The organism is Pseudomonas sp. TE3644 (assembly GCF_056278815.1).
Genome location: NZ_JBWBQF010000001.1, coordinates 1,530,573 through 1,551,191, shown reverse-complemented (window position 1 = coordinate 1,551,191; position 20,619 = coordinate 1,530,573). Strand labels below are relative to the sequence as shown.

12 protein-coding genes and 1 pseudogene are annotated in these 20,619 nt (G+C 64.4%); 7 read left to right on the top strand and 6 right to left on the bottom strand.

Annotated features, from left to right (window positions below; translation table 11 throughout):
• Positions 1-24 precede the first annotated feature (24 nt).
• From ACZ9GA_RS07010 to ACZ9GA_RS07000, 3 genes are all read right to left on the bottom strand, one after another.
• On the bottom strand, positions 25-3,699 hold the full coding sequence (locus tag ACZ9GA_RS07010; RefSeq protein WP_457363362.1) for a translocation/assembly module TamB domain-containing protein: 3,675 nt from the start codon (positions 3,697-3,699) through the stop codon (positions 25-27).
• Between the two features lie 8 nt (positions 3,700-3,707).
• A complete protein-coding gene (locus ACZ9GA_RS07005) occupies positions 3,708-5,435 on the bottom strand; it encodes an autotransporter assembly complex protein TamA (protein ID WP_457363363.1) in 1,728 nt (575 codons plus the stop codon).
• A gap of 65 nt (positions 5,436-5,500) precedes the next feature.
• Complete coding sequence (locus ACZ9GA_RS07000; protein ID WP_457363364.1) at positions 5,501-6,139, bottom strand: GNAT family N-acetyltransferase; 639 nt, start codon at positions 6,137-6,139, stop codon at positions 5,501-5,503.
• 158 nt (positions 6,140-6,297) lie between these two features.
• On the opposite strand from ACZ9GA_RS07000, the gene xthA reads away from it, so the two are divergent.
• Entirely contained in the window at positions 6,298-7,110 is an 813-nt protein-coding gene (xthA, locus tag ACZ9GA_RS06995; RefSeq protein ID WP_457363365.1) for an exodeoxyribonuclease III, read from the top strand.
• Positions 7,111-7,491: 381 nt separating this feature from the next.
• Positions 7,492-8,808, top strand: coding sequence for a substrate-binding domain-containing protein (locus ACZ9GA_RS06990; protein WP_457363366.1), 1,317 nt, complete (start codon positions 7,492-7,494; stop codon positions 8,806-8,808).
• A gap of 99 nt (positions 8,809-8,907) precedes the next feature.
• Here ACZ9GA_RS06990 and ACZ9GA_RS06985 read toward each other — a convergent pair whose 3' ends face one another.
• On the bottom strand, positions 8,908-10,146 hold the full coding sequence (locus ACZ9GA_RS06985) for an acyl-CoA dehydrogenase (protein ID WP_457363367.1): 1,239 nt from the start codon (positions 10,144-10,146) through the stop codon (positions 8,908-8,910).
• A gap of 157 nt (positions 10,147-10,303) precedes the next feature.
• Here ACZ9GA_RS06985 and ACZ9GA_RS06980 point away from each other — a divergent pair, with 157 nt between their 5' ends.
• A complete protein-coding gene (locus ACZ9GA_RS06980; protein ID WP_027979482.1) occupies positions 10,304-11,227 on the top strand; it encodes a LysR family transcriptional regulator in 924 nt (307 codons plus the stop codon).
• 292 nt (positions 11,228-11,519) lie between these two features.
• Here ACZ9GA_RS06980 and ACZ9GA_RS06975 read toward each other — a convergent pair whose 3' ends face one another.
• Positions 11,520-15,932, bottom strand: a complete 4,413-nt coding sequence (locus ACZ9GA_RS06975) for a hypothetical protein (protein ID WP_457363368.1) — start codon at positions 15,930-15,932, stop codon at positions 11,520-11,522.
• Positions 15,933-16,191: 259 nt separating this feature from the next.
• On the opposite strand from ACZ9GA_RS06975, the gene ACZ9GA_RS06970 reads away from it, so the two are divergent.
• The 4 genes and pseudogenes from ACZ9GA_RS06970 to ACZ9GA_RS06955 all read left to right on the top strand — a co-directional run bounded on the left by ACZ9GA_RS06970 (position 16,192) and on the right by ACZ9GA_RS06955 (position 19,871).
• Positions 16,192-16,584, top strand: coding sequence for a MerR family transcriptional regulator (locus ACZ9GA_RS06970; RefSeq protein ID WP_027979480.1), 393 nt, complete (start codon positions 16,192-16,194; stop codon positions 16,582-16,584).
• 4 nt (positions 16,585-16,588) lie between these two features.
• Entirely contained in the window at positions 16,589-17,509 is a 921-nt protein-coding gene (locus ACZ9GA_RS06965) for a hydroxymethylglutaryl-CoA lyase (RefSeq protein ID WP_457363369.1), read from the top strand.
• Between the two features lie 1,586 nt (positions 17,510-19,095).
• Positions 19,096-19,431, top strand: coding sequence for a BRO-N domain-containing protein (locus ACZ9GA_RS06960; RefSeq protein WP_457363370.1), 336 nt, complete (start codon positions 19,096-19,098; stop codon positions 19,429-19,431).
• 148 nt (positions 19,432-19,579) lie between these two features.
• Positions 19,580-19,871, top strand: a pseudogene (locus ACZ9GA_RS06955) (addiction module antidote protein).
• 134 nt (positions 19,872-20,005) lie between these two features.
• Here the strand turns inward: ACZ9GA_RS06955 and ACZ9GA_RS06950 are convergent.
• Positions 20,006-20,449 (bottom strand): hypothetical protein, encoded by a 444-nt coding sequence (locus tag ACZ9GA_RS06950; protein WP_457363371.1) that lies wholly within the window; start codon positions 20,447-20,449, stop codon positions 20,006-20,008.
• Between the last annotated feature and the right edge of the window lie 170 nt (positions 20,450-20,619).

Genomic DNA, 20,619 nt, shown 5'->3' with positions numbered 1-20,619 from the left:
GCCCGTAGCAGCCCCACAAGGCAGTCAGAAATCGCGTTTGTAGAAGATATCCAGTGAGCTGGCGACCCCGCTGGCCACTTCCACATACACCTTCTTGCTCAACTTGTAGCGCAGCGCAATGGTGTTGGCCGGTTCGAACACCCCCACGCCGTAGCGCAAGGTGAGCTTCTCCGAGAGATTGCCGCTGGCCACCACGCTGGTGGTGTTGCCGCTGCCCTGGGTATCAAGTTGAAAGTCCTGGATGCCCAGGTTCTTGGCCAGGCTGTCCGTCACCTTCGAACTGCCCGCAAGCCCCAACCCCAGCGCCGCCTGGGCGAGCATGTTGTTGTCCTCGCCCGTGGTGCTCAACGGCCGGCCCAGCACCAGGTATGACAACGCCTGCTCCTGGCTCATGGTGGGTTCGGAGAACACCTCGGTGGTGGGCTGTTCGGCGCTGCCGCTCAGGCGGATGCCGGCGATCACGTCGTCGGTCTGGCGGATGGCTTCGATGTCCAGGTACGGCTGGTCGATGGGCCCGGCGAACAGCAACCGCGCCCGGCGGATAGTCAGGCGCTGACCGTAGGCGCGATAGCGACCATCGTTGAGGTTAAGCTCGCCGCGGGTGTCGAGGTTGTTACCGATGTGCACATGGCCCGCCAGATTGGCGCTCAGGCCAAAACCGGTAAAGGTCAGCTTGTCCTGGCCCACTTCGACGTTGATGTCCATGGCCATGCCCAAGGCGGGCGCGGCGGCCGGCGCCTGGTGGCCGATGATCACCGTGTCATCGGAGACCTTGACCGTCGACGGCGGCAGTTCACGCACGGTGATCGAACCGCTGGGGATCAGCACCTTGCCGGTCACCGCCAGCTTGTTGTCGGCCAATTGCACATGCAGGTCGGGCGCCGCTTCCAGTTCCGCGTAGGGCTCCACGGTGACCGGCAGGCGGGTGCCCTTGAGGGTGATGTCCGCCGCCAGCACGGGGCCCCATTGCACTTGGCCACCCAGGCTGCCCTGGCCGGCCTTGCCGCTTTTCCAGTCGCCCTGCAGGTGCAGGCTTTCGCCGGCGATCTGCGCCTTGACCTGCAAGGCTTCGAGGCTGATCGGCAACTGCCCGCCGCTGACCTCGCCGCCGGTGAGGCTGAGGTTACCGTTGACCTGGGGAGCAATCAGGGTGCCCGACAGCTGACCGCTGCCATCCAGATGCCCAGCCAGCTTCTCGACCATGGGCGCAAACGGCCGGCCGATGCCCACGTCCAGGCCTTGCAGGCGGAAATCACCGGACAGCGGCTTGTTGCGCGCCAGCGGATCGATGCGGGCGTTGACATTCAATTGGCCCAGGCGCTCGCCCATGAACTGCAACTGCGTGTCGATGCGCCGCGGGGCCAGGGTGCTGGTCAGGCGCAGGGTCTGGTAAGGGAAATCCAGCCACTGATTCTTGTCTTTCAAGCGCAAGGTGCCGCCGCTGGCGTCCACCATGACCTTGCCCTTGGGGCCGCTGGCCGGCAGGTCCAGCTGCAGATCGGCATTGAGCAGGCCCTGCCAGGCAAAGTCCTTGGGCAACCACTGGGCCAGGCTTTGCAGCGGGAACTGCTTGAGGTGGTAGCGCAGCTTGGGCTCGGGCATCAGGCGCTGGTCTTCACCACACAGGCTGGCGCTGCCGGACTGGAAGCAGTGGGCACCCAGGTTGAGCGTGCCATTGGCCAGCCGTTCGAGCTTGGCGGGCCCCGCCAGGCGCCAGTCCTGGCCGCCGGCCTGCACGTCGGCACTGGCCAGCCGGCCGCGCCAGTTGCCTTTGTCCAGGGTGCCGTCCAGGCCCATGGCCAGGATCAGTTGCGGGCCCTTGAGGTCCAGTTGCAGTTGCTGGCGGCGCAAGTCGCCCGCGCCTTTGGCGGTCAGGGTGCCCAGCGCCGTGTCGCCAGCGCGAATGCCGGCCACGTTCAGCGCGATGTCGGCCCGCTGGGCCTTGTCCAATGTAGCGGCGAGCTTGAGGCTTTGCAGGCGATTGTCCGCCAGCGCCACGCCCTGCCCGGTCAGGTCCAGCTGGCCCTGTGGAGCCTGTAGCGTGCCGGCCACGTCCACGCGCCCCTTGAGCTGGCCCTGCAACTGCGGCCACAACTGGCCCAGGCGCGGCAGGTCGAGGTCGATGCGCCCGGCCAGGCGCTGGTCCAGGCTGCCGCTGCCCTTGATATGGTTGTCGCCCAGGCTCACGTCCAGCGCGCCCAGCGTCCAGCGCTGATCGGCGCCCTGGGCCTTGACCTGCAGCACCGCAGGCTGGCCGCGCAGGCGGCCCTTGAGGTCCAGGTCGGCGTCCAGGCGCAGGGCGCCATTCACCAATTCGCCCTTGCTGCGCAGCGGGCCGCCCAGGTTGCCCGGCAGCTCGGCCACCCAAAAGGCAGGATCGAGATTGCTCAGGTCCAGCGCGGCATCCCAGCGCACGGCGTCGGCAAACTGCAATTTAAGGCTGCCGGTGGCCTTGCCCTTGCCAGCCGTCAGCTCAAGCTGGGGCAGGAACACCTGGCTCAGGTCGCCACTGAACGGCGTCACCAGGCTGAATGCTCCGGCCGGCCCAGTGAAGTCGCCACTCAGGTTGCCGAGGTAGTTGCCGTTGCGGTACGAGACTTCGGTGGTCAGCCGATGGACGCTGACCTGAGGCTCGGCGATCTCGGGGTACAGGCTGTGCCAGGGGAAGTCCAGCCAGTCGAGCTTGGCATCGGCGCTCAGGCCGTCGTGCCAACTGATCTGACCGTTGAGCTTGACCCGCTGGGCCTCGCTGCCGCCCAGTTGCAGGCCTTGGATCTGCGCGCCCTGGGCCGTGGCCACGCCGGTCAGGTTGAGGTCCATGGGCTGGCCTTCGGCGGGCAAGCGTGCCTTGCCGGTAATCTGGTAACCAGACTTGAGATCGCCCTTGGCGTTAAGGTCGACTTGTTGCAACTCCAGCGTATCGGGCAGGCTCGGCGCGCCCTTGAAGGCCTGCGAAGTAATGTGCAGTTGCGCCGGCAGGTTGTCGGCCAACGGCTGCAATTCACCGCTGAGCGTGGCCGGCAGGTAGCCGCTGCTCTGTCCTTGCAGGCGCAGGGTGTCGAGCAGGTTGCCATCAATGTCCAGCGCCAGTTGCCAGGGCTGCTCACCGACCTTGGGCAATTGCAGCTGCGCCTGAGCCTTGAGCGGCCAGCGCCCACCCGGGGCCAGCGTACCGGTCAGGTCCAGGCTCAAGTCATCGCGCTGGGCATGCAGGGTGTCGATGCGCAAACCATCGGCAGTCCACTGGGCTGCCAGCTTGAGTTTTTGTACCTGCTCGCTGCCGTCGATGGACAGGCTGCCCAGGTACACCTCGCCCAGTTGCAGGGTGATCGGCAGCTTCAGGTCGGGCAGCTGCAACGGCCCGCTGTCGCTGGTGGAGGTGCTGGGTGGCAGCGTCAGGCTGATCTGCTCCACCTCCAGGCGCTCGATGCACAGGGTCATGTGCAACAGGCACGAGGGCGACCATTCCAGCAACGGCGTCTGCAATTGCAGGCGGGTGCCGCCCTGCTCCCAGCGCACCTGGTCGGCGCTCCAGTGGCCGCCCAGGCGGCCGCGGAAATTGTCCACGGCCAGGCCCGGCACCTGGGCCAGCGCCCAACGGCTGCCGCCAGTGGTTTCCAGCACCAGCACGGCGCCCACTACCACCAGCCCTACCACGGCGGCCACGCCGCCACCGGCCCACAGCAGGCCGCGTTTCAAACGCCGATTCAAAGCTCAGGCCCTATGGAGAAGTGAATGCGGAAACCGCCCGGGTCTTCCAGGGCATGGGCCAGGTCGACGCGGATCGGCCCAACAGGCGATACCCAGCGGATGCCGACACCCACGCCGGTCTTCAGGCTAGGCAGTTGCAGATTATTGAATGAGTTGCCCTGGTCGACGAAGGTCGCGATGCGCCATTTCTCGGCAATCGAATACTGGTATTCGACGCTGCCGGCCACCAGGTAGCGGCCGCCGATCTTGTCGCCGTCGGAGTTTTCCGGCGACAGGGTCTGGTAGTCATAGCCGCGCACGCTCTGGTCGCCACCGGCGAAGAAACGCAGCGACGGCGGGATGGCCTTGTAGCCATTGGTCAGGCTGCCGCCGAACTGCACCCGGCCCAGCAGGCGATGGTTCTCGCCCAAGGTAGTCAGGCCCTTGAGCAGCACATTGCCGTGGATCAGGTTGGCGTCCGAGCCCAGCCCTTCCTTGGCCACCTGGCCGTCGAACTGCAGGCGGTAACCGTTGTGCGGGTCAACCTTGTTGTCGCTCTTGAGGTAGCCATAGCTGATGCCGGGCATCAGCAGCGTGCTCAGGCCGGCATCGTTGCCCAGGCGGTATTCTTCGCGCTGCCACTTGAGCGAGATCACCCGCTGCCAGCCGCTGGGCAGCTTGCTGTGCCATTCGGGGCCCACGGTCAGCAGTTTGCTGAGGCTGTCGGTGTCGGCGATTTCTTCGTATTGGTAACCCGCCGCCCAGCGCAGCTTGTCGGTCAGCGGCGGGTCCAGCGGACGGTCGTACCACAGGCCGATGTTCTGTCGTGGCGCGGATACTTCGGCTTCGGCGCCGTAGCTGTCGCCCTTGGCGTTGACCCAGTGACGGGTCCAGTTGGCCTTGACCCGCGGGCCCACGTCGGTGGAGTAGCCCGGGCCGATGCCGACGGTGCGCGGCTTGCGCGTCTTGAGCTGCACGTCCACCGGGATGATCTGATTTTCGGCAGAGGTAGGCGATGCATCCACGCGCAGGCTTTCAAAATAGCCACTTGATTGCAGCGCCTGGTTCAGCTCGGCCACCAGTTGCGAGTCGTAGGGCGTGCCGGCCTTGAACGGCACCATGCGTTGCAGCAGATCATCGTCAAAGGGCGTGTCACCCTCGAAATGCACGGCGCCCAGCGAGTAGCGCGGGCCGCTGTCATACACCAGTTCGATATCGGCCACCCCGGCTACCGGGTCCACCGCCAGGCGCTGTTGGGTGAAGTGGCCCTTGAAATAGCCGAACCGTGAGGCCTGGTTGACGATCAGGTGCTTGGCGTCTTCGTAGTGGCCGTGATTGAGCACGGCGCCGGCGCGCAGGTCGGGGCTGTCGGGCAGGCGGAAGCGCTTGAACTGGCTGGCCGGCCCATCGATGCGGATAGTGACGTTGCGCAGGTGAATGGGCTCGCCCGGCTCGATGCGTAGCACCAGCTGCGGGTTGGCGCCGTCCTTCACCTGGCTGGCGATGTGTGCCTGGTAGTAACCCAGCGCCTGGGCGGCCTTGGCGGCCTGCTCCTCGGCGCCATGGCTGAAGCGCTCGAGGGCCTCGGCATCACGGTTGCCCAGGCTGCCGACGTAACCTTCGACGTTGGCCTTGAGCGCGGCATTGGCCGGTTTGACTTGTACCACCAGTTCGCTCTGCGCATGGGCAGCAAAACTTGTGAACAGCAACACCAGACCGCGGGTAAATCGTCCTGAAAACTTCATGGCGCGGATGCTATCACGGTAAAGCGACGTTTTAAGAGCGAATCAGCCCTCGCAAGATTCTGATACTAGACGCGAATGTGTTCCAAATGTTGCGGGCTTGCATGAAAAAACACATGCTCGCGGACGGGGCCTACAGCGATCTCGCCGATTTCCTCGTAGCCCTGGCGCTGATAGAAGTCCAGATAACGCGGGTTGCCGGTGTCCAGCACCACGCCGTCAGAGTGCTCATCGTCGGCGCACCAGTTGTGCACGGCGGTCAGCAGCTGTTCGCCGAAATGGTGACCCTGATACTGAGGATGGATGGCCAGCAACGGCAGCACGTGCACCGCCTCGCTGGGCAGGCAGGCCAGTACCGACTGGTAATATTCCAGGTAGCGCCGGGTGCAGCGCAGCCCGGTGCTGAGCAACATGCGCAGGCGCCAGGCCCAGCTTTCGGTAATGCCCAGGCGCCGTTGCGGCGGCGCGATCAGGGCCACGCCCACCAGGCGGTCTTCGTGCAGCAGGCCGATGCCGGGCAGGTCCTGCAGAAAGTGCTGCTTCACCAGCTCGCGCACCGTGGCCCGCACGCGCTGCTCGTAGCCGGGGCGGTCCGCCTCGAATACATACGCGAAGGTCGGTTCGTGGCGGTAGGCGTGGTACAGCAAGGAGCGCACCTCACTGGCGTAACCGCCGTCCAGCAATACGATGGTGGCCGTCTGGGTCATGGTTGAACTCCTGTGCAGCACGGCGCCGCTTGATGCGACGCACTGTTGTATTGGGGTGTGGCAACGCGCGAGGGTTCCATCCAATGACGCTAGCACGAGGCTCGCCATGCTGCGGCCCATCCGTTAGCATCGCTGTTTTACTCAGGACTGCCGCCTCCATGAAGATTGTCTCGTTCAACATCAACGGCCTGCGTGCCCGGCCCCATCAGCTGGCGGCGCTGATCGAAAAACACCAGCCCGACGTGATCGGCCTGCAGGAAACCAAAGTCAGCGACGAGCAGTTCCCCCTGGCTGACGTCGAGGCCCTGGGCTACCACGTGCACTTCCACGGCCAGAAGGGCCACTACGGCGTGGCCCTGCTGTCGCGCCAGGCGCCGCTGGCCTTGCACAAGGGTTTCAGCACCGATGAAGAAGACGCCCAGCGCCGCTTCATCTGGGGCACCTTCGCCGACGCCAATGGCAACCCGGTGACCATCATGAACGGCTACTTCCCCCAGGGTGAAAGCCGCGACCACCCCACCAAATTCCCGGCCAAGCGGCGCTTCTACGAAGACCTGCAGGCGCTGCTGGAAGGCCAGTTCAGCAATGACCAGGCGCTGGTGGTGATGGGCGACGTGAACATCTCGCCCGAGGACTGCGACATCGGCATCGGCCCGGACAACGCCAAGCGCTGGCTGAAGACCGGCAAGTGCAGCTTCCTGCCCGAAGAACGCGAGTGGATGGCACGCCTGAAGAACTGGGGCCTGGTGGACAGCTTCCGGCACCTGAACCCGGACGTGGCCGACCGTTTCAGCTGGTTCGACTACCGCAGCCGTGGTTTTGAAGACGAGCCCAAGCGCGGGCTGCGCATTGACGTGATCCTGGCTTCCCAGGGGCTGTTGTCGCGGGTGGTGGATGCGGGGGTGGATTATGAGTTGCGGGGCATGGAGAAGCCTTCGGATCATGCGCCGATTTGGCTGAAACTGGCTTAATTTCGTCTGGGTTCGCTTTGGATTTGTGGGGATGTTGAGATCGAGCGCCGCCCGCGCGGCGCTTCCCGGGCACAGCCCGGTCCTACATTTGTTTCGGGCCAGTTTTGCCTGTGAGATCACCTCGACCGCTCTGTTGGTTCACTGCAGATCGGTAGTGAAAGAACAAGGCGGACCAGGTAATGGCACAGGCAAAACTGGCCCGAAACAGATGTAGGACCGGGCTGTGCCCGGGAAGCGCCGCGCGGGCGGCGCTCGATCTGAAGAACAACAAACCCCTCAAGCCTCCCCCCCCAAAAACACCCCAAAAACCCTGTAACACCCCCGTAACCCCCCTGTCTTATTCTCGTCGCACCGCCCCTAAGGCTAAACGGTCCGAGAATAATGCTCTCCCGCCTCCTCCTTATCCTCGCCCTGGTATGTGCCCCCCTCGCCGCCCAGGCCGACGTCCCCGTGCTGCGCATCCAGGGCTCCAACACCATCGGCGCCGAACTGGGCCCTGCCCTGGTCAAGGCCATGCTGCTGGACCAAGGCCTCAAACAGGTACAGATCGACACCGGGCCGCACGCCAACGAGCAACAAGTCCGCGCCCTGACGGTGGACGGCCAGCACCTGCGCATCGAGATCGACGCCCACGGGTCCAGCACCGGGTTCAGCGCACTGGAGCACGGCGAAGCCGACCTGGCTGCCGCCTCGCGACCGATCAAGGACAGCGAACTGGTGGCCCTGGACAAGCTGGGCGACCTGAAAAGCGCCGAAGCCGAACAGGTGATCGCCATCGACGGCGTGGCGGTGATCGTGCATCCCGACAACCCGCTGCGCCAGCTCAGCACCGGGCAACTGGCGCAGGTCTTTTCCGGGGAAATCCGCGACTGGGCGCAATTGGGTATCGGCCACGGGCCGATCCACCTGTTCGCCCGCGATGACCAGTCCGGCACCTGGGACACGTTCAAGGAACTGCTGCTGAGCCCGCGCGGCAAAGCCCTGGCCACCAGCGCCCGGCGCCTGGAGTCCAGCGAACAATTGTCCGATGAAGTCAGCCGCGACCCTCAGGCCATCGGTTTCATTGGCCTGCCTTATGTGCGCCACGCCCGCGCCCTGGCCATCGGCGACGGCGCCGCCCAGGCCATGCCGCCCAGCATCAGCCTGATCGCCACCGAGGACTATCCGTTGTCACGGCGCCTGTACTTCTACCTGCCACCCGCGCGCAGCAACCCCTGGGCCCAGGCGCTGGTGCGCTTCACCCAGAGCGACAAGGGCCAGGCCATCGTCGCCCAGTTCGGTTTTGTGTCACAGACCGTGCAGGCCATCCAGGTGCCGACCAGCCTGACCATGCCCGGCGACTATCGCCAGCTGGCCAGCGAAGCCCAGCGCCTGTCGGTGAACTTCCGCTTTGCCGAAGGCAGCGCCAGCCTGGACAACAAGGCCCAGGCTGACGTGCAACGGGTGCTGGAATACCTGCGGGTGCACGGCAAGACCTACAAGGACGTGACCCTGGTGGGCTTCGGCGACACCAAGGATGACGACGCCCGCGCGCTATTGCTGTCGCGGTTGCGGGCGATGGCCGTGCGCCGTGAGCTGGCGCGCAATGGCGTGGTGATGCGCGATATTCGCGGCCTGGGCGCGGAGATGCCGGTGGCGGCCAACGACCTGGATGAAGGCCGTATCAAGAATCGCCGCGTGGAGGTGTGGGTGTATTGACCTGTAGCCGCTGCCGCAGGCCGCGCTGGCCCCCGAGTACACTGAAAACCTCCAGCGAATATCAGGGCCAGCGCAGCCTGACGGCAGCGGCTACAGGGTTCAGTGCTGCTCGCGGGCGCTGCGCAGCAGCTCCTTGGGCACATATTTGCCGATTTCGTATTTGCCGATCGCCGCACGGTGCACTTCGTCCGGGCCATCGGCCAATCGCAGGGTGCGCTGCATGGCGTACATGTAGGCCAGCGGGAAATCACCGCTGACACCCGCGCCGCCGTGAATCTGAATCGCCCGGTCGATCACCCGCAACGCCACATTGGGCGCCACCACCTTGATCTGCGCGATCTCGCTCTTGGCCACCTTGTTGCCGGCGGTGTCCATCATGTACGCCGCCTTCAGGGTCAACAGGCGCGCCATGTCGATCTCCATCCGCGAGTCGGCGATCTTGTCGATATTGCCGCCCAGCCGTGCCAAAGGGCGGCCAAAGGCGGTGCGTTCCGCCGCGCGTTTGCACATCAGTTCCAGCGCCCGTTCGGCCATGCCGATGGAGCGCATGCAGTGGTGGATGCGGCCTGGGCCAAGGCGCCCCTGGGCAATCTCGAACCCGCGCCCTTCGCCCAGCAGCACGTTGTCATAAGGCACCCGCACGTTGTCGAACAGCACCTCGGCGTGGCCATGGGGCGCGTCGTCGTAGCCGAACACCGACAACGGCCGCACAATCTTCACCCCGGGCGTATCCACCGGCACCAAAATCATCGAATGCTGCTGGTGACGCGGGCCATCGGGGTTGCTCAAGCCCATGAAGATCATGATTTTGCAGCGCGGATCACAGGCGCCGGAGGTCCACCACTTGCGCCCATTGATCACCCACTCATCACCGTCACGCTCGGCACGGGCGGCCATGTTGGTGGCGTCGGACGAGGCCACGTCAGGCTCGGTCATGGCGAAGGCCGAGCGGATCTCGCCACGCAGCAAGGGTTCCAGCCAGCGGCGCTTGTGCTCCTCGCTGCCGTAGCGCACCAGCACTTCCATGTTGCCGGTGTCGGGCGCCGAGCAGTTGAACGGCTCCGGCCCCAGCAGCGAGCGGCCCATGATTTCCGCCAACGGTGCGTATTCGAGGTTGGTCAGCCCCGCGCCCAGCTCGGATTCGGGCAGGAACAGGTTCCACAGGCCCTCGGCGCGCGCCTTGGTTTTCAGCTCGTCCATGATCGCGGTCGGCTGCCAGCGATCGCCCTCGGCCACCTGGCGTTCGAACACGGCTTCGGCGGGGTACACGTACGCATCCATGAACGCGGTGACGCGCTCACGCAATTCCTGAACCTTGGGCGAATAAGCAAAATCCATGGGGCGGCTACCTGTGAGCAAGGGTTGTCGTTGGCATGAAAACGATGCTAGAACAGGCACCAAGATTTATCTAACCTATTCTCGGCGTCTATTATCATTCATCACCGATATAGGATGACGCGATGCATCGGCATAACCACAACAAGAGCGCAGCCACATGAACCTGAGCAAGGTCGACCTGAATCTGTTCATCGTTTTCGATGCCATCTACACCGAGGCCAACCTCACCCGCGCAGGCCAGATCGTCGGCATCACCCAGCCGGCGGTGTCCAACGCCCTGGCGCGCCTGCGCGAAACCTTCAACGACCCGCTGTTCGTGCGTACCGCCCAGGGCATGGTGCCCACGCCCATGGCGCAGAACATCATCGGCCCGGTGCGCAACGCCCTGTCGCTGCTGCGCGTGTCGGTGCAGGAAAGCCGCATCTTCAACCCGTTGCAGGCCAACAAGACCTTCCGCATCAGCATGACCGACCTTACCGAGGCGGTGATATTGCCGCCCATGTTCCAGCGCCTGCGCCGCCTGGCACCGGCCGTGGTGATCGAAAGTTTCCTGTGCAAACGCCGCGAGACCACCAAGGAACTGGCCGCCGGCCGCCTGGACTTTGCCGTGGACGCCCCGCTCAACACCGACCCGCAGGTGCGTCACGTCAAACTGATGGAAGACCAGTACGTGTGCGCCCTGCGCAAGGGCCACCCGCTGACCAAGGAAAAGATCAGCCTGGACGACTACCTGGCGTTGACCCACATCCACATCTCCAGCCGCCGCAACGGCCTGGGCTATGTGGACCTGGCCCTGGGCAAGATGGGCCTGCAACGCAAGATCGCCCTGCGCTCGCAGCATTATTTGATGGCCTCCCAGGTGCTGCAGCAGACCGACATGGTGATGACCGTGCCCGAGCGTTTCGCCCGCCGCCATGACCTGAACTACGTGGCCCTGCCGGTGAACGACGTGCCGCCGGTGGAAACCCACCTGTACTGGCACGAAAGCACCGACCAGGACCCGGCCAACCGCTGGATGCGCGAACAGATGATCGAACTGGGCCAGGCCGTGACCCGCGCCGACCAGAACCGCACCGCGTAACCCCGTAGCAGCGGCCGCCAGGCCGCGTCACAGGCGCTGCGGTACAACTGATACACCGCGTGTGCCAGACGCAGCCTTCGGCAGCTGCTACACCACCCCCTGTGGGAGCGGGTTCTACCCGCGAAAAGAACACCGCGTAATACCTGGCGCAACGCGGCGTCCTTTTCGCGGGTAGAACCCGCTCCCACAAAGACAGTTGCTGCTACCGGCCGGCGGTGTCTGCATCGCGGCCAAGGACGGCGTAGGAGCCGACCTTGGTCGCGATGCAGGCGACGCGGTTTCAAGCCACCCCTTACACCAACGGCTCAAAATGCCGCCGCGCCTGGGCCAGGCTGATGGGACTGCGCCATACACGCTCATTGGCGCCCTGGGCGGCTTGCTGCGCTTCCCATTGCGCGCCCAGCAGGCGCTGGTCGGCGCGCTTGAGGTGGGCGGCGCTGAAGGCGTCGAAGGCATGGCGCTGCTTCTGGTAATGGAAGTGCGCGAACCACAGGTCCTCTCCCGTAGCCAGTTCCACCACCGCATATTCCTGCAGGAAACTCTGCCCCTCAAATCCTTCCGGCACCCGCCCGCCACGGCGCTCCAGACGCACCTGGCGCTGCTCCAGCAGGTACTCCACATAGGCCATGGTCGGCTGCTGGCTGGTTTTGCTCAGACGCACCCGCACCACCGTCGCCTGGGCGATCAGGTCCTGGCCACGCGCACGCAGTTGCGTCACCAGTTCAGCGATATCATCAGCCGCCGTGGCCAGACGTTCAATCTGCCGGGCCAGTTCCTGCAGGCCGCGCCCCTCGTTCGCCAACAGGTCATCGACACTGGCCAGCGGCATGCCCCGGCGCCCGTAGCCTTCGGCGCGCAGCACCAACTGCGCGGACTTGTCCAGGCGCACGCGGGCCTGGGCCTGCAACTCCGACAACTGCTGCTGCAACAGCGCCCCTTCCTGCAGCCGCCACTTGCCATTGGCCTGACGCTGGTAACGCTGGGCACTGCCATCCTGCAAGTCCACCTGCATGATCTGGGCATCGCCACGGCCCTGCTCGACACCAATCAGCACCCGGTCATCCACCGTCTCGAACACGCGCTTGCGCGGCCCGCCCTCGGGCTGTTCGCGGCGCAGCGTGGGGTTGTCCCTGGCCAGGTCAGCCAAGGCGTGATCACGCAGTGCCTTGAGGTGGCGCAGCACACCTTTCTGATAACGCAGATCAATTTGCTCGGGGTAGGCGCCCGTCCACTCTTCCAGGCGCCAGCGGAAGTATTCCATCTCACTGGCGAACTGTTCCAGCAGGCGCTTGCGGTGGGCGCCACTGAGGTTGACCACTTCGCCCATGTCACGCCACGTGGTGAGCAAGGCGTTGAGCGCGCGCACGTCGCGGGCGAACAGGCGTGCCAGCTCGACACGCTCGGCGGTGCCGCCCACGTCATCCTTGAGCACCAGCTTGAGCAGGGTTTCGGCCTTGATCACCTGGTGCAGGCGCGGCTGGTAGCGATAGTCGCTTTCGCGCATCACCCGCTCCATGTCGGTACGGCGCTTGGGGTCCAGGGCAGCGCTGTGCCATTCCTTCTCGAAGCGGGCGCTCCAGTGGTCGATGAAGTCGGCCTGCTCCAGCAATTGAATGCGCAACTCTCGGGCCTGGCGCAAAAAGTCTTCGCTGGCGCGCACGAAGCGGTCGATGTCCACCTCGCCGCGTTCGGCCGCCGCGATTACATCGCCCTGGGCATCCTGAATACGGGCGTAGTTGGCGGACAAGGTGCGCAAGCGGTCCTTGCCCAGGCGGATCAGGTTCTGGATGCGCCCCATGGCCTGGTAGCGCGTGCCGCGCACGGTATTGCGGTAAAGGTGATCGGGCAGCCGACCACGCTGCTGGCCCAGGGTCAGCAGCAGTTGATCACAGGCCTGCACTTCTTCCAGGGCCACTTTCAACAGGGCGTTGCGCAGTGCCTCGTCATTGTTGACGTAACGCTGGCGCGCCCACTCGGTGGCCATGAAGAGACGGGACACCTCCCGTTCTTCAGTCAGCAGCCGATCATAGATGCGCCGCTGCTCGCGCGCCTGGGCATCACCCAGCCACCGCGGCAGACGACGCTGCACCGCCACAGGCAAGCGTTCCACCATCTGGTCGGCGACATGGGTCAGCACCCCACCGCCACCTTCCAGGCCACCGCTGACCAAGCGCCCATGGACCGCGCCATGAGTGTTCCAGTTGCCATCGGCGTCCCTTACCACCGGCTGGCGGTAGGTTTTCAGCGCGTTGCCGCGCAGCCGCCAAGTACGGTAGGTGGCGTCCCATTGCACCGCGTACGCCGTGCCGGCGCGCACGATGTAGTGTTGATCGGCATGGCTGAATACACCGCCCTCGGCATTGCGCAACAGCAGGGGCGACAGTTCGCTTTCATAGCCGCGAAACGCCGAGCCGTACAGCCCGTCAGTACTGCCGGGCGTCAGGCGGCGAGCGTTGGCGGCCTGCCGCGCGCGCACCACGCTGCGTACTTTCAGCGCATTGCCGGCAGCCAGCCCCGGCAGCACATCCATGGCCGCGCCCACCAGCGCGGCCAGCAGATTCTCCATCTGATCGAGGCCCTCGCCAGGGCGCCCGTTGGCCCAGGCGTCCACTACCGCCATGGCATTCTCGAAGGCGTCATACAGGCCCACCGCCGTGCCCACGAACGGCACCAGCCCGATGAACACCTTGATGATCGGGAAAATGACGGCATGGCCCTGGGCGGCCGCCTCCAGCCACAAGGTGTCCTGGGAGCGCGCCGAGGCGCGGTGCTGAGTGATGATGCGCCCCATCTGCACATTCAATTGGCGCTCGGCCAGGCTGGCCGCCGTGGCCACAGGCTCGCCGGGGAAGACAAAACCGGTGAAGTTGTTCAGCAGCGCCTGGCGCAGATAGCCCGCCTGTTGCGCGGGGTTGCCCACCACCGGCTGGGTGGCCAGGTAATCGACCATGCCGCTTTCCAGCGCCATGCCGGCCAGGGCGGCGCAGGCGGCGTCAGGGCTGGCGTGGGCCGTCAGCACCTTGCCGTTGGGGGCATCAGGCAGGTGCAGCACGGTCAACGGTTTTTCGGGATGACGTATCAGCGTCACGCTGCCCAAGGTGGTACGGGAGCCGTCCAGCGCATTCGGCCCCCGATGCAGGCCTACGGTGTGCAGCAGCGCCCCCGCATTGCCCACCAGCTCGATGGCCTCGGCATCCAGTTGCCCCCGCAGGTGCGCCAGGGTGGTGTGCAGCGCCAGGCTGGCGTGCCAGGGCGCCAGCAATACCTGGCGGCGCGCCGTTACCGCCTCTGCACTTTCAGCACGCGGGCCCATGAAGGCGTCGCGCAAGGTCTGCTCGTACAGGGCCGGCACGTCCAGTTCGGCGCACAAGGCCTTGAGCTGATCCACCGTGGGCAGCCGCGCGGTGTCGGCCAACCCTACCCCCTGAACGTGAGCGAAGTGCAGCCGCGTGGCCAATGCCTTGTCCACCCCGGCCAACGCCAGGGCGGTGAGCGTCAGGGTCTCGCGCTCGCGGCTGGGGGTGTTGACCTGGCGCGACGGCGTGCCAGGCGTACCGCCTTCACTGACCACTTCCTTGACCGCTTCCACCGACACCGGCAGGTCGATCAGCACTTGCTCCGGCTGCAGGCCGAAGTCGCGCTGCAGGGGCCCGGCCAGGCGTGTGGCGACAAACTCGTCACGCGGCGCCACATCGCGCTGCAACTGCTGGCGAGCCTTGCCCAACGCTTGCAGGTAAGCGTTGAGCCGTTGGTCAACCAGGTCACGATCGGCCTGGGCCAGGTGGGTCATCCAGGCTGGCAGGCCACGGGCCAGGTCACTGGCGGTGTGCTCCTGCAGCAAATCGGCAAAGGCCTGATCACGGGCGTCATGGCGTGCCGCGCTCAAGGACGCCACGGCTTCCTGCTGCCAGCGCTGGCGCGAGGCTTCGGGGCTTGGGGCATCGTCATACAGGCGCTCGCCGGCGTCGATGGCCAGGGCATGGGCGTGCAGCCGACGCCACTGGCGCGCCAGCCCCACTTCAAAGGCATGCCCGACGATCGGCGCCAGCGACAGGGTGGTCTGCGCCTGCGCGGCTTCATCCAGCCACATCAACAGCTCGCGCTTCACGTGGTCCAGTGAATCGAACACCGCCAGGCCACCCTCCGCGCCTGGCCAGTACACCAGCACATCGTAGGCGGCGGTCGGGTTCTGCACTGCGTCGCGATGGGTAATCAGCATCACGCCGGGCACCACCTCGTTGCCCTCGGGATTGAGCAGCGCCAGGTCCGCGACCAGCGTGTCGTCGGCGGGGCGCTGGGCATCATCGGGCGCCTCCAGCACACTCAGCAGGCGCGCGGCCTGCACGTCGGTCAGTTGGCCCAAGGCCTTGGCCATGTGGTACTCGGCGCGCAGGGCGCGAATGTGCGCCGTGCACAAGGCATCGAACAGCACCTGGCCAGGCTTGAACTGCGGCCAGGCATCGGTACGGCCTACCACGGCACGCGCCGCGGCGGCGCAGGCCCGGCGGGCGTCGCCCAAGGCGCGCTGGTGGGTTTTGAGTGTCAGCCACGCGCTCGACGTCAGGTCTGGATCATCACCGGTGGCCTGGCGAATGGCGTCCTGCTGGCGGACCACCTGCAGGTGGCGCCACAGCGGGTCGATTTCATCGGCGAAGGCGCCGAACAGCAGCGGGGGAAGCGGTTGATCGGGTAAGGCAGAGGTCATAGTGGCAGCCCTTCTAGGGGTGAATGAAGGCGCCATTGAGCCGGGTGAGGCGGTGTGGGGGGTGGTAATTACCTAGGGGCTGAATGCATGTAGCCGCTGCCGCCAGGCTGCGCTGGCCTTCGCGTACGCTGGAGATTTTCAGGGGCCACCACGGCCAGCGCAGCCTGGCGGCAGCGGCTACAGCGCGTTGAGGCGCAGGGCTTGACGTTCACGTCAAGCAAGGCTTACGTTAACGTCAACCACCCCGCCGAGCCCCACCATGACTTACAGCATCTCCGACCTGTCCCGCGAGCTGGACATCACCACGCGCGCCATCCGTTTCTACGAAGAACAAGGCATGCTCAGCCCCGAACGTCGTGGCCAGGAACGCATCTACTCCCCCCGGGACAAGGTCACCCTCAAGCTGATCCTGCGCGGCAAGCGCATCGGCTTCTCCCTGGCCGAGTGCCGCGAGCTGATCGAGCTGTACGACCCCAGCGGCAACCAGAAACAGCTGACCAGCATGCTGGCCAAAATCAGCGAACGCCGCCAACAGCTGCAACAGCAGTTGCTCGATATCCAGCAGATGCAACTGGAACTGGACACCGCCGAAGAGCGTTGCGCCCAGGCCCTGGCCGAGATCGACACCCGCCCCGTCACCGCACAGGAGTAACCCCATGGCCCTGCCCCACGCCGTCCGCCTGGTCGAGGTCGGCCCCCGCGATGGCCTGCAGAACGAGGCACGCCCCATCGACGTCGCTGCCAAGGTGCAGTTGGTTGACGAGCTGACGGCGTGCGGTTTCAGCTACATAGAAGCCGGCAGCTTTGTCTCGCCCAAATGGGTGCCGCAGATGGCCGGCTCTGGTGAAGTGTTCGCCGGTATCACCCGCCGCGCCGGTGTGACCTATGGGGCGCTGACCCCCAATCTGCAGGGTTTTGAAGCCGCCCTCGCCGCGGGCGTCAGCGAGGTGGCCGTGTTCGCCGCCGCCTCCGAAGCGTTTTCCCGGCGCAACATCAACTGCAGCATCAGCGACAGCCTGGCGCGCTTCGCCCCGGTGATGGCCGCCGCCCAGGCCGCCGGCATCCCGGTGCGCGGCTATGTGTCCTGCGTGCTGGGCTGCCCTTATGAAGGCGCCATCGCCCCCGCCCAAGTGGCTGCGGTGGCGGGCGAACTGCATGCCATGGGCTGCCGCGAAGTATCGCTGGGTGACACCATCGGCACCGGCACACCCGGCGCCACCCGCACCCTGTTCGACACCGTGGCCGCCGTGGTGCCGCGCGCACAATTGGCCGGGCACTTCCACGACACCTACGGCCAGGCCCTGGCCAATGTCTACGCAGCGCTGCTGGAAGGCATCAGCGTGTTCGACAGCTCCGTCGCCGGCCTGGGCGGCTGCCCCTACGCCAAAGGCGCCAGCGGTAACGTGGCCACCGAGGATGTGCTGTACCTGTTGCATGGCATGGGCATCCACACCGGCATCGACCTGGACGCCGTGGTCGCCGTGGGCCAGCGCATCAGCCAGCAACTGGGCCGCGCCAATGGCTCACGGGTAGCACGGGCGCGCGGGTGTGGGGACAGTGTGTTACCGCAGGGGTGACGGACGAGTATCAGGGGAACACTTTTTCCGTCATTCGGGCCGTTCCAGAGGGGCGGAAAACGGGCAAACCCTTGATTTACGGGGCTTTGCAAAAGTTGGCACGGCACCTGCTATATCTCTTGCACAACAAAAACAAAAAACTCAGTACCACCCAATAAAAACAACACGTAACGGCTCTGGCATAACAAGAACAAACGCGGCAGAGGCGAAGCTAACAGATTTTTTTGGAGAAGACGCGCCACCGGGGCTTGCCCCACACCGTACACAGAACAATAAAACTGCCCCAAGGCAGCGACGTACCGGTGACAGGCGAATCAGCGCTCAAAAAAATACGTTTGCTCTTGACCCAGGATGTGGGTCACACGAAACAGCGGTAAGGGTCACGGCCACCAAAAACAACAACAGGCCGCCCCTCAATAATAAAAAAAGAGCAAGCAACATGACCTTGAGGGGCGCTTCGGCGCCCCTCAGTGCTTTCTGCGATTCCCTCCCCCGTAGCCGCTGCCGCCAGGCTGCGCCGGCCCCATGCCACACTGAAAATCCGCAGGGTTCACACCGGCCAGCGCAGCCTGTCGGCAGCGGCTACAGGTCGGCCGGATTTGACACCACCCACAGGGGTGCGACAAAGTGTCACCTCACCCGCACTTTTCCCCACAAAACGGGTAACAGGGAAACACCTTGGGTTGTGAAAACCCGGTGAAAAATTCCTGAAAACGGCGAAAGCCCCGGATTCATTGGGTTTTGAAAAGTTGGCACGGGACCTGCTATATCTCTCGTACAACAAAAACAATAAAACAGCAGTACCCAATAAAAACAACACGTAACGGCTCTGGCATAACAAGAACAATCGCGGCAGAGGCGAAGCTAACAGATTTTTTTGGAGAGGATGCGCCACTGGGGCTTGCCCCACACCGTACACAGAACAACAAAACTGCCCCAAGGCAGCCACGTACCGGTGACAGGCGAATCAGCGCTCAAAAAAATACGTTTGCTCTTGACCCAGGATGTGGGTCACACGAAAAGCGGTAAAGGGTCACGGTCGCCAAAAACAACAACAGGCCGCCCCTCAATAATAAAAAAAGAGCAAGCAACAAGACCTTGAGGGGCGCTTCGGCGCCCCTCAGTGCTTTCTGGCGTTTGCGTAGGCCAGCCCCCCGTTAGCCGAAAGAAAAACCCCACCATCACGTAGTCCCTTTCCGATCCTTCTGTAGGAATCCGTAGCCGCTGCCGTAGGCTGCGCTGGCCCACCCGGCCACAGCCCAACCCAGCCGGGAAAACCGCCCCCGCAAGGTTTCCCTACCCACCCAAAAAGCCCCGAAATACGGGGGTTGTAGCCCTCCCTGCACCCGCCTAGTCTTCCTCCGTCGCCACACAATAGCGACCCGGTTTAGCGACCGGAATGCTTACGAAAACCGCAGCCCCACATCTCGGGAATTGGCTATCATGCCACCCCGCGTTATGGCGGCTGTGTGTGGGAGGCCCCCGGGCCTGCCGGGTTCGTAGCCTCGGTTCGCTAACCCGCACACAGCCGCCACCCTTCGTTTAGCGACGACGTCTGGCGGCTCCACCAGCTACGGAGCCACCCCATGCACATCCTGCAACCCACCCTCTTCATTCGCCACAACCGCGCCCTGCGCGCCGTCGCCCACAACCGCCAGATCTGGTTCTGCGCCCAGGACCTGGGCCGCCTGATGGGCGTGCACCTGAGCCCGCGCATCCTGGAAAAACTCGATGATGACCAACGCCTGGACGCCTGCCTGGAACACGCCGGCCGTCGGGAGGAAAAAGCCCTGATCAGCGAGTCGGGGGCCTACACCATGCTGGTGCATCACAACATTCCCGAGAACCGGGCGCTGCGGTACTGGTTGACCCATGAGGTGGTGGCGGCCATGTGGGGACGGGCCGGGGCGATGCTGGCCTGATGTAGCCGCTGCCGCCAGGCTGCGCTGGGCCTGTGCCCCGCTGGAGATCGCCGGTGCATGCCCGGGCCAGCGCAGCCTGGCGGCAGCGGCTACAGGTTTTTCGTCAGTGGCTGACTGCGGGGAGAGATTGCAAATATGGAGAACGCAAATGACTGAAACCTTTACTGACTACGACCCAGCCACGTACCTCACAAGCCCAGCGACGATCGCCGAGTTCATGAGTGATGCCTTGGAAACCGGAGACTCGGCCTATGTGGCTAAAGCGCTGGGAGTGGTAGCCCGCGCCAAGGGAATGACCGAACTGGCGGACAGACAGGGCTATCACGCGAACAGCTGTACCGCTCCTTCAGCGGCATGGCAACCCCACGTTGAAAACATTGCTGACGGTGATGAAAGCGCTGGGTGTCGATCTGGCAGTACGTGCCCATCTTCCTCACTAAGCTGCATCAAGGATGAAGATACGATGGCGCCGTTTAGACACGGCGCCTGACGGCAGCACATTATGCGCCGTATGCGATATTCCGGCGTAGTAAAGCTTGGCGCATCCCATGCAGTCCCTGCGACTTCTCTTTTCCTACAAAGCGTACGGCTCTGAAAGGGCAGCGCGGACGGCATCAAAAACATACTGAGGATCGTCAACAGCTAAACCAGCCTCGTAGATCGCCTCTGTTATCGCTGTAAATGTTTGGACGCCACCAGCATAAAACAATGCCGAAATCGCCCGAGCCTGACTAAATGTTGCCACAGCGGCGCTATCGCTATTTTCATCGCCCACCTCCTGCGAGGAAAAGTAATTTCCATCCAGGGCGTCAATCAGCCCCCGCAAGCCAGCCAATTGCTCTGGGGTAAATTTCGTGCCTGCCGTCAATTGGGCAACTAGGGCACCTATTGGCAGCGCATCAACAGACGCAATCTGCAATGCGAGTTCGCATGCAACCCTCACGGCATCCCTTCGCTTCTCACCAGTAGCGCATCCAAGCCTATCAACCAAGGCTGACTCAATGGTTCTCAGTCGCATGATTTACTTTAGTCTCTGGTGTCTATCAGATACGCGTCCATCACAAGCAGAAAGCTCCCGCTTCTCACCTCCGGACAGCATCATCCCGGTCACCAGGGCAAGGGGAAGATGCGAGAGAATTGCCGCTCTAAAATATGTGACGGCAGCACGATTCAAATCTGCCCCTTTCG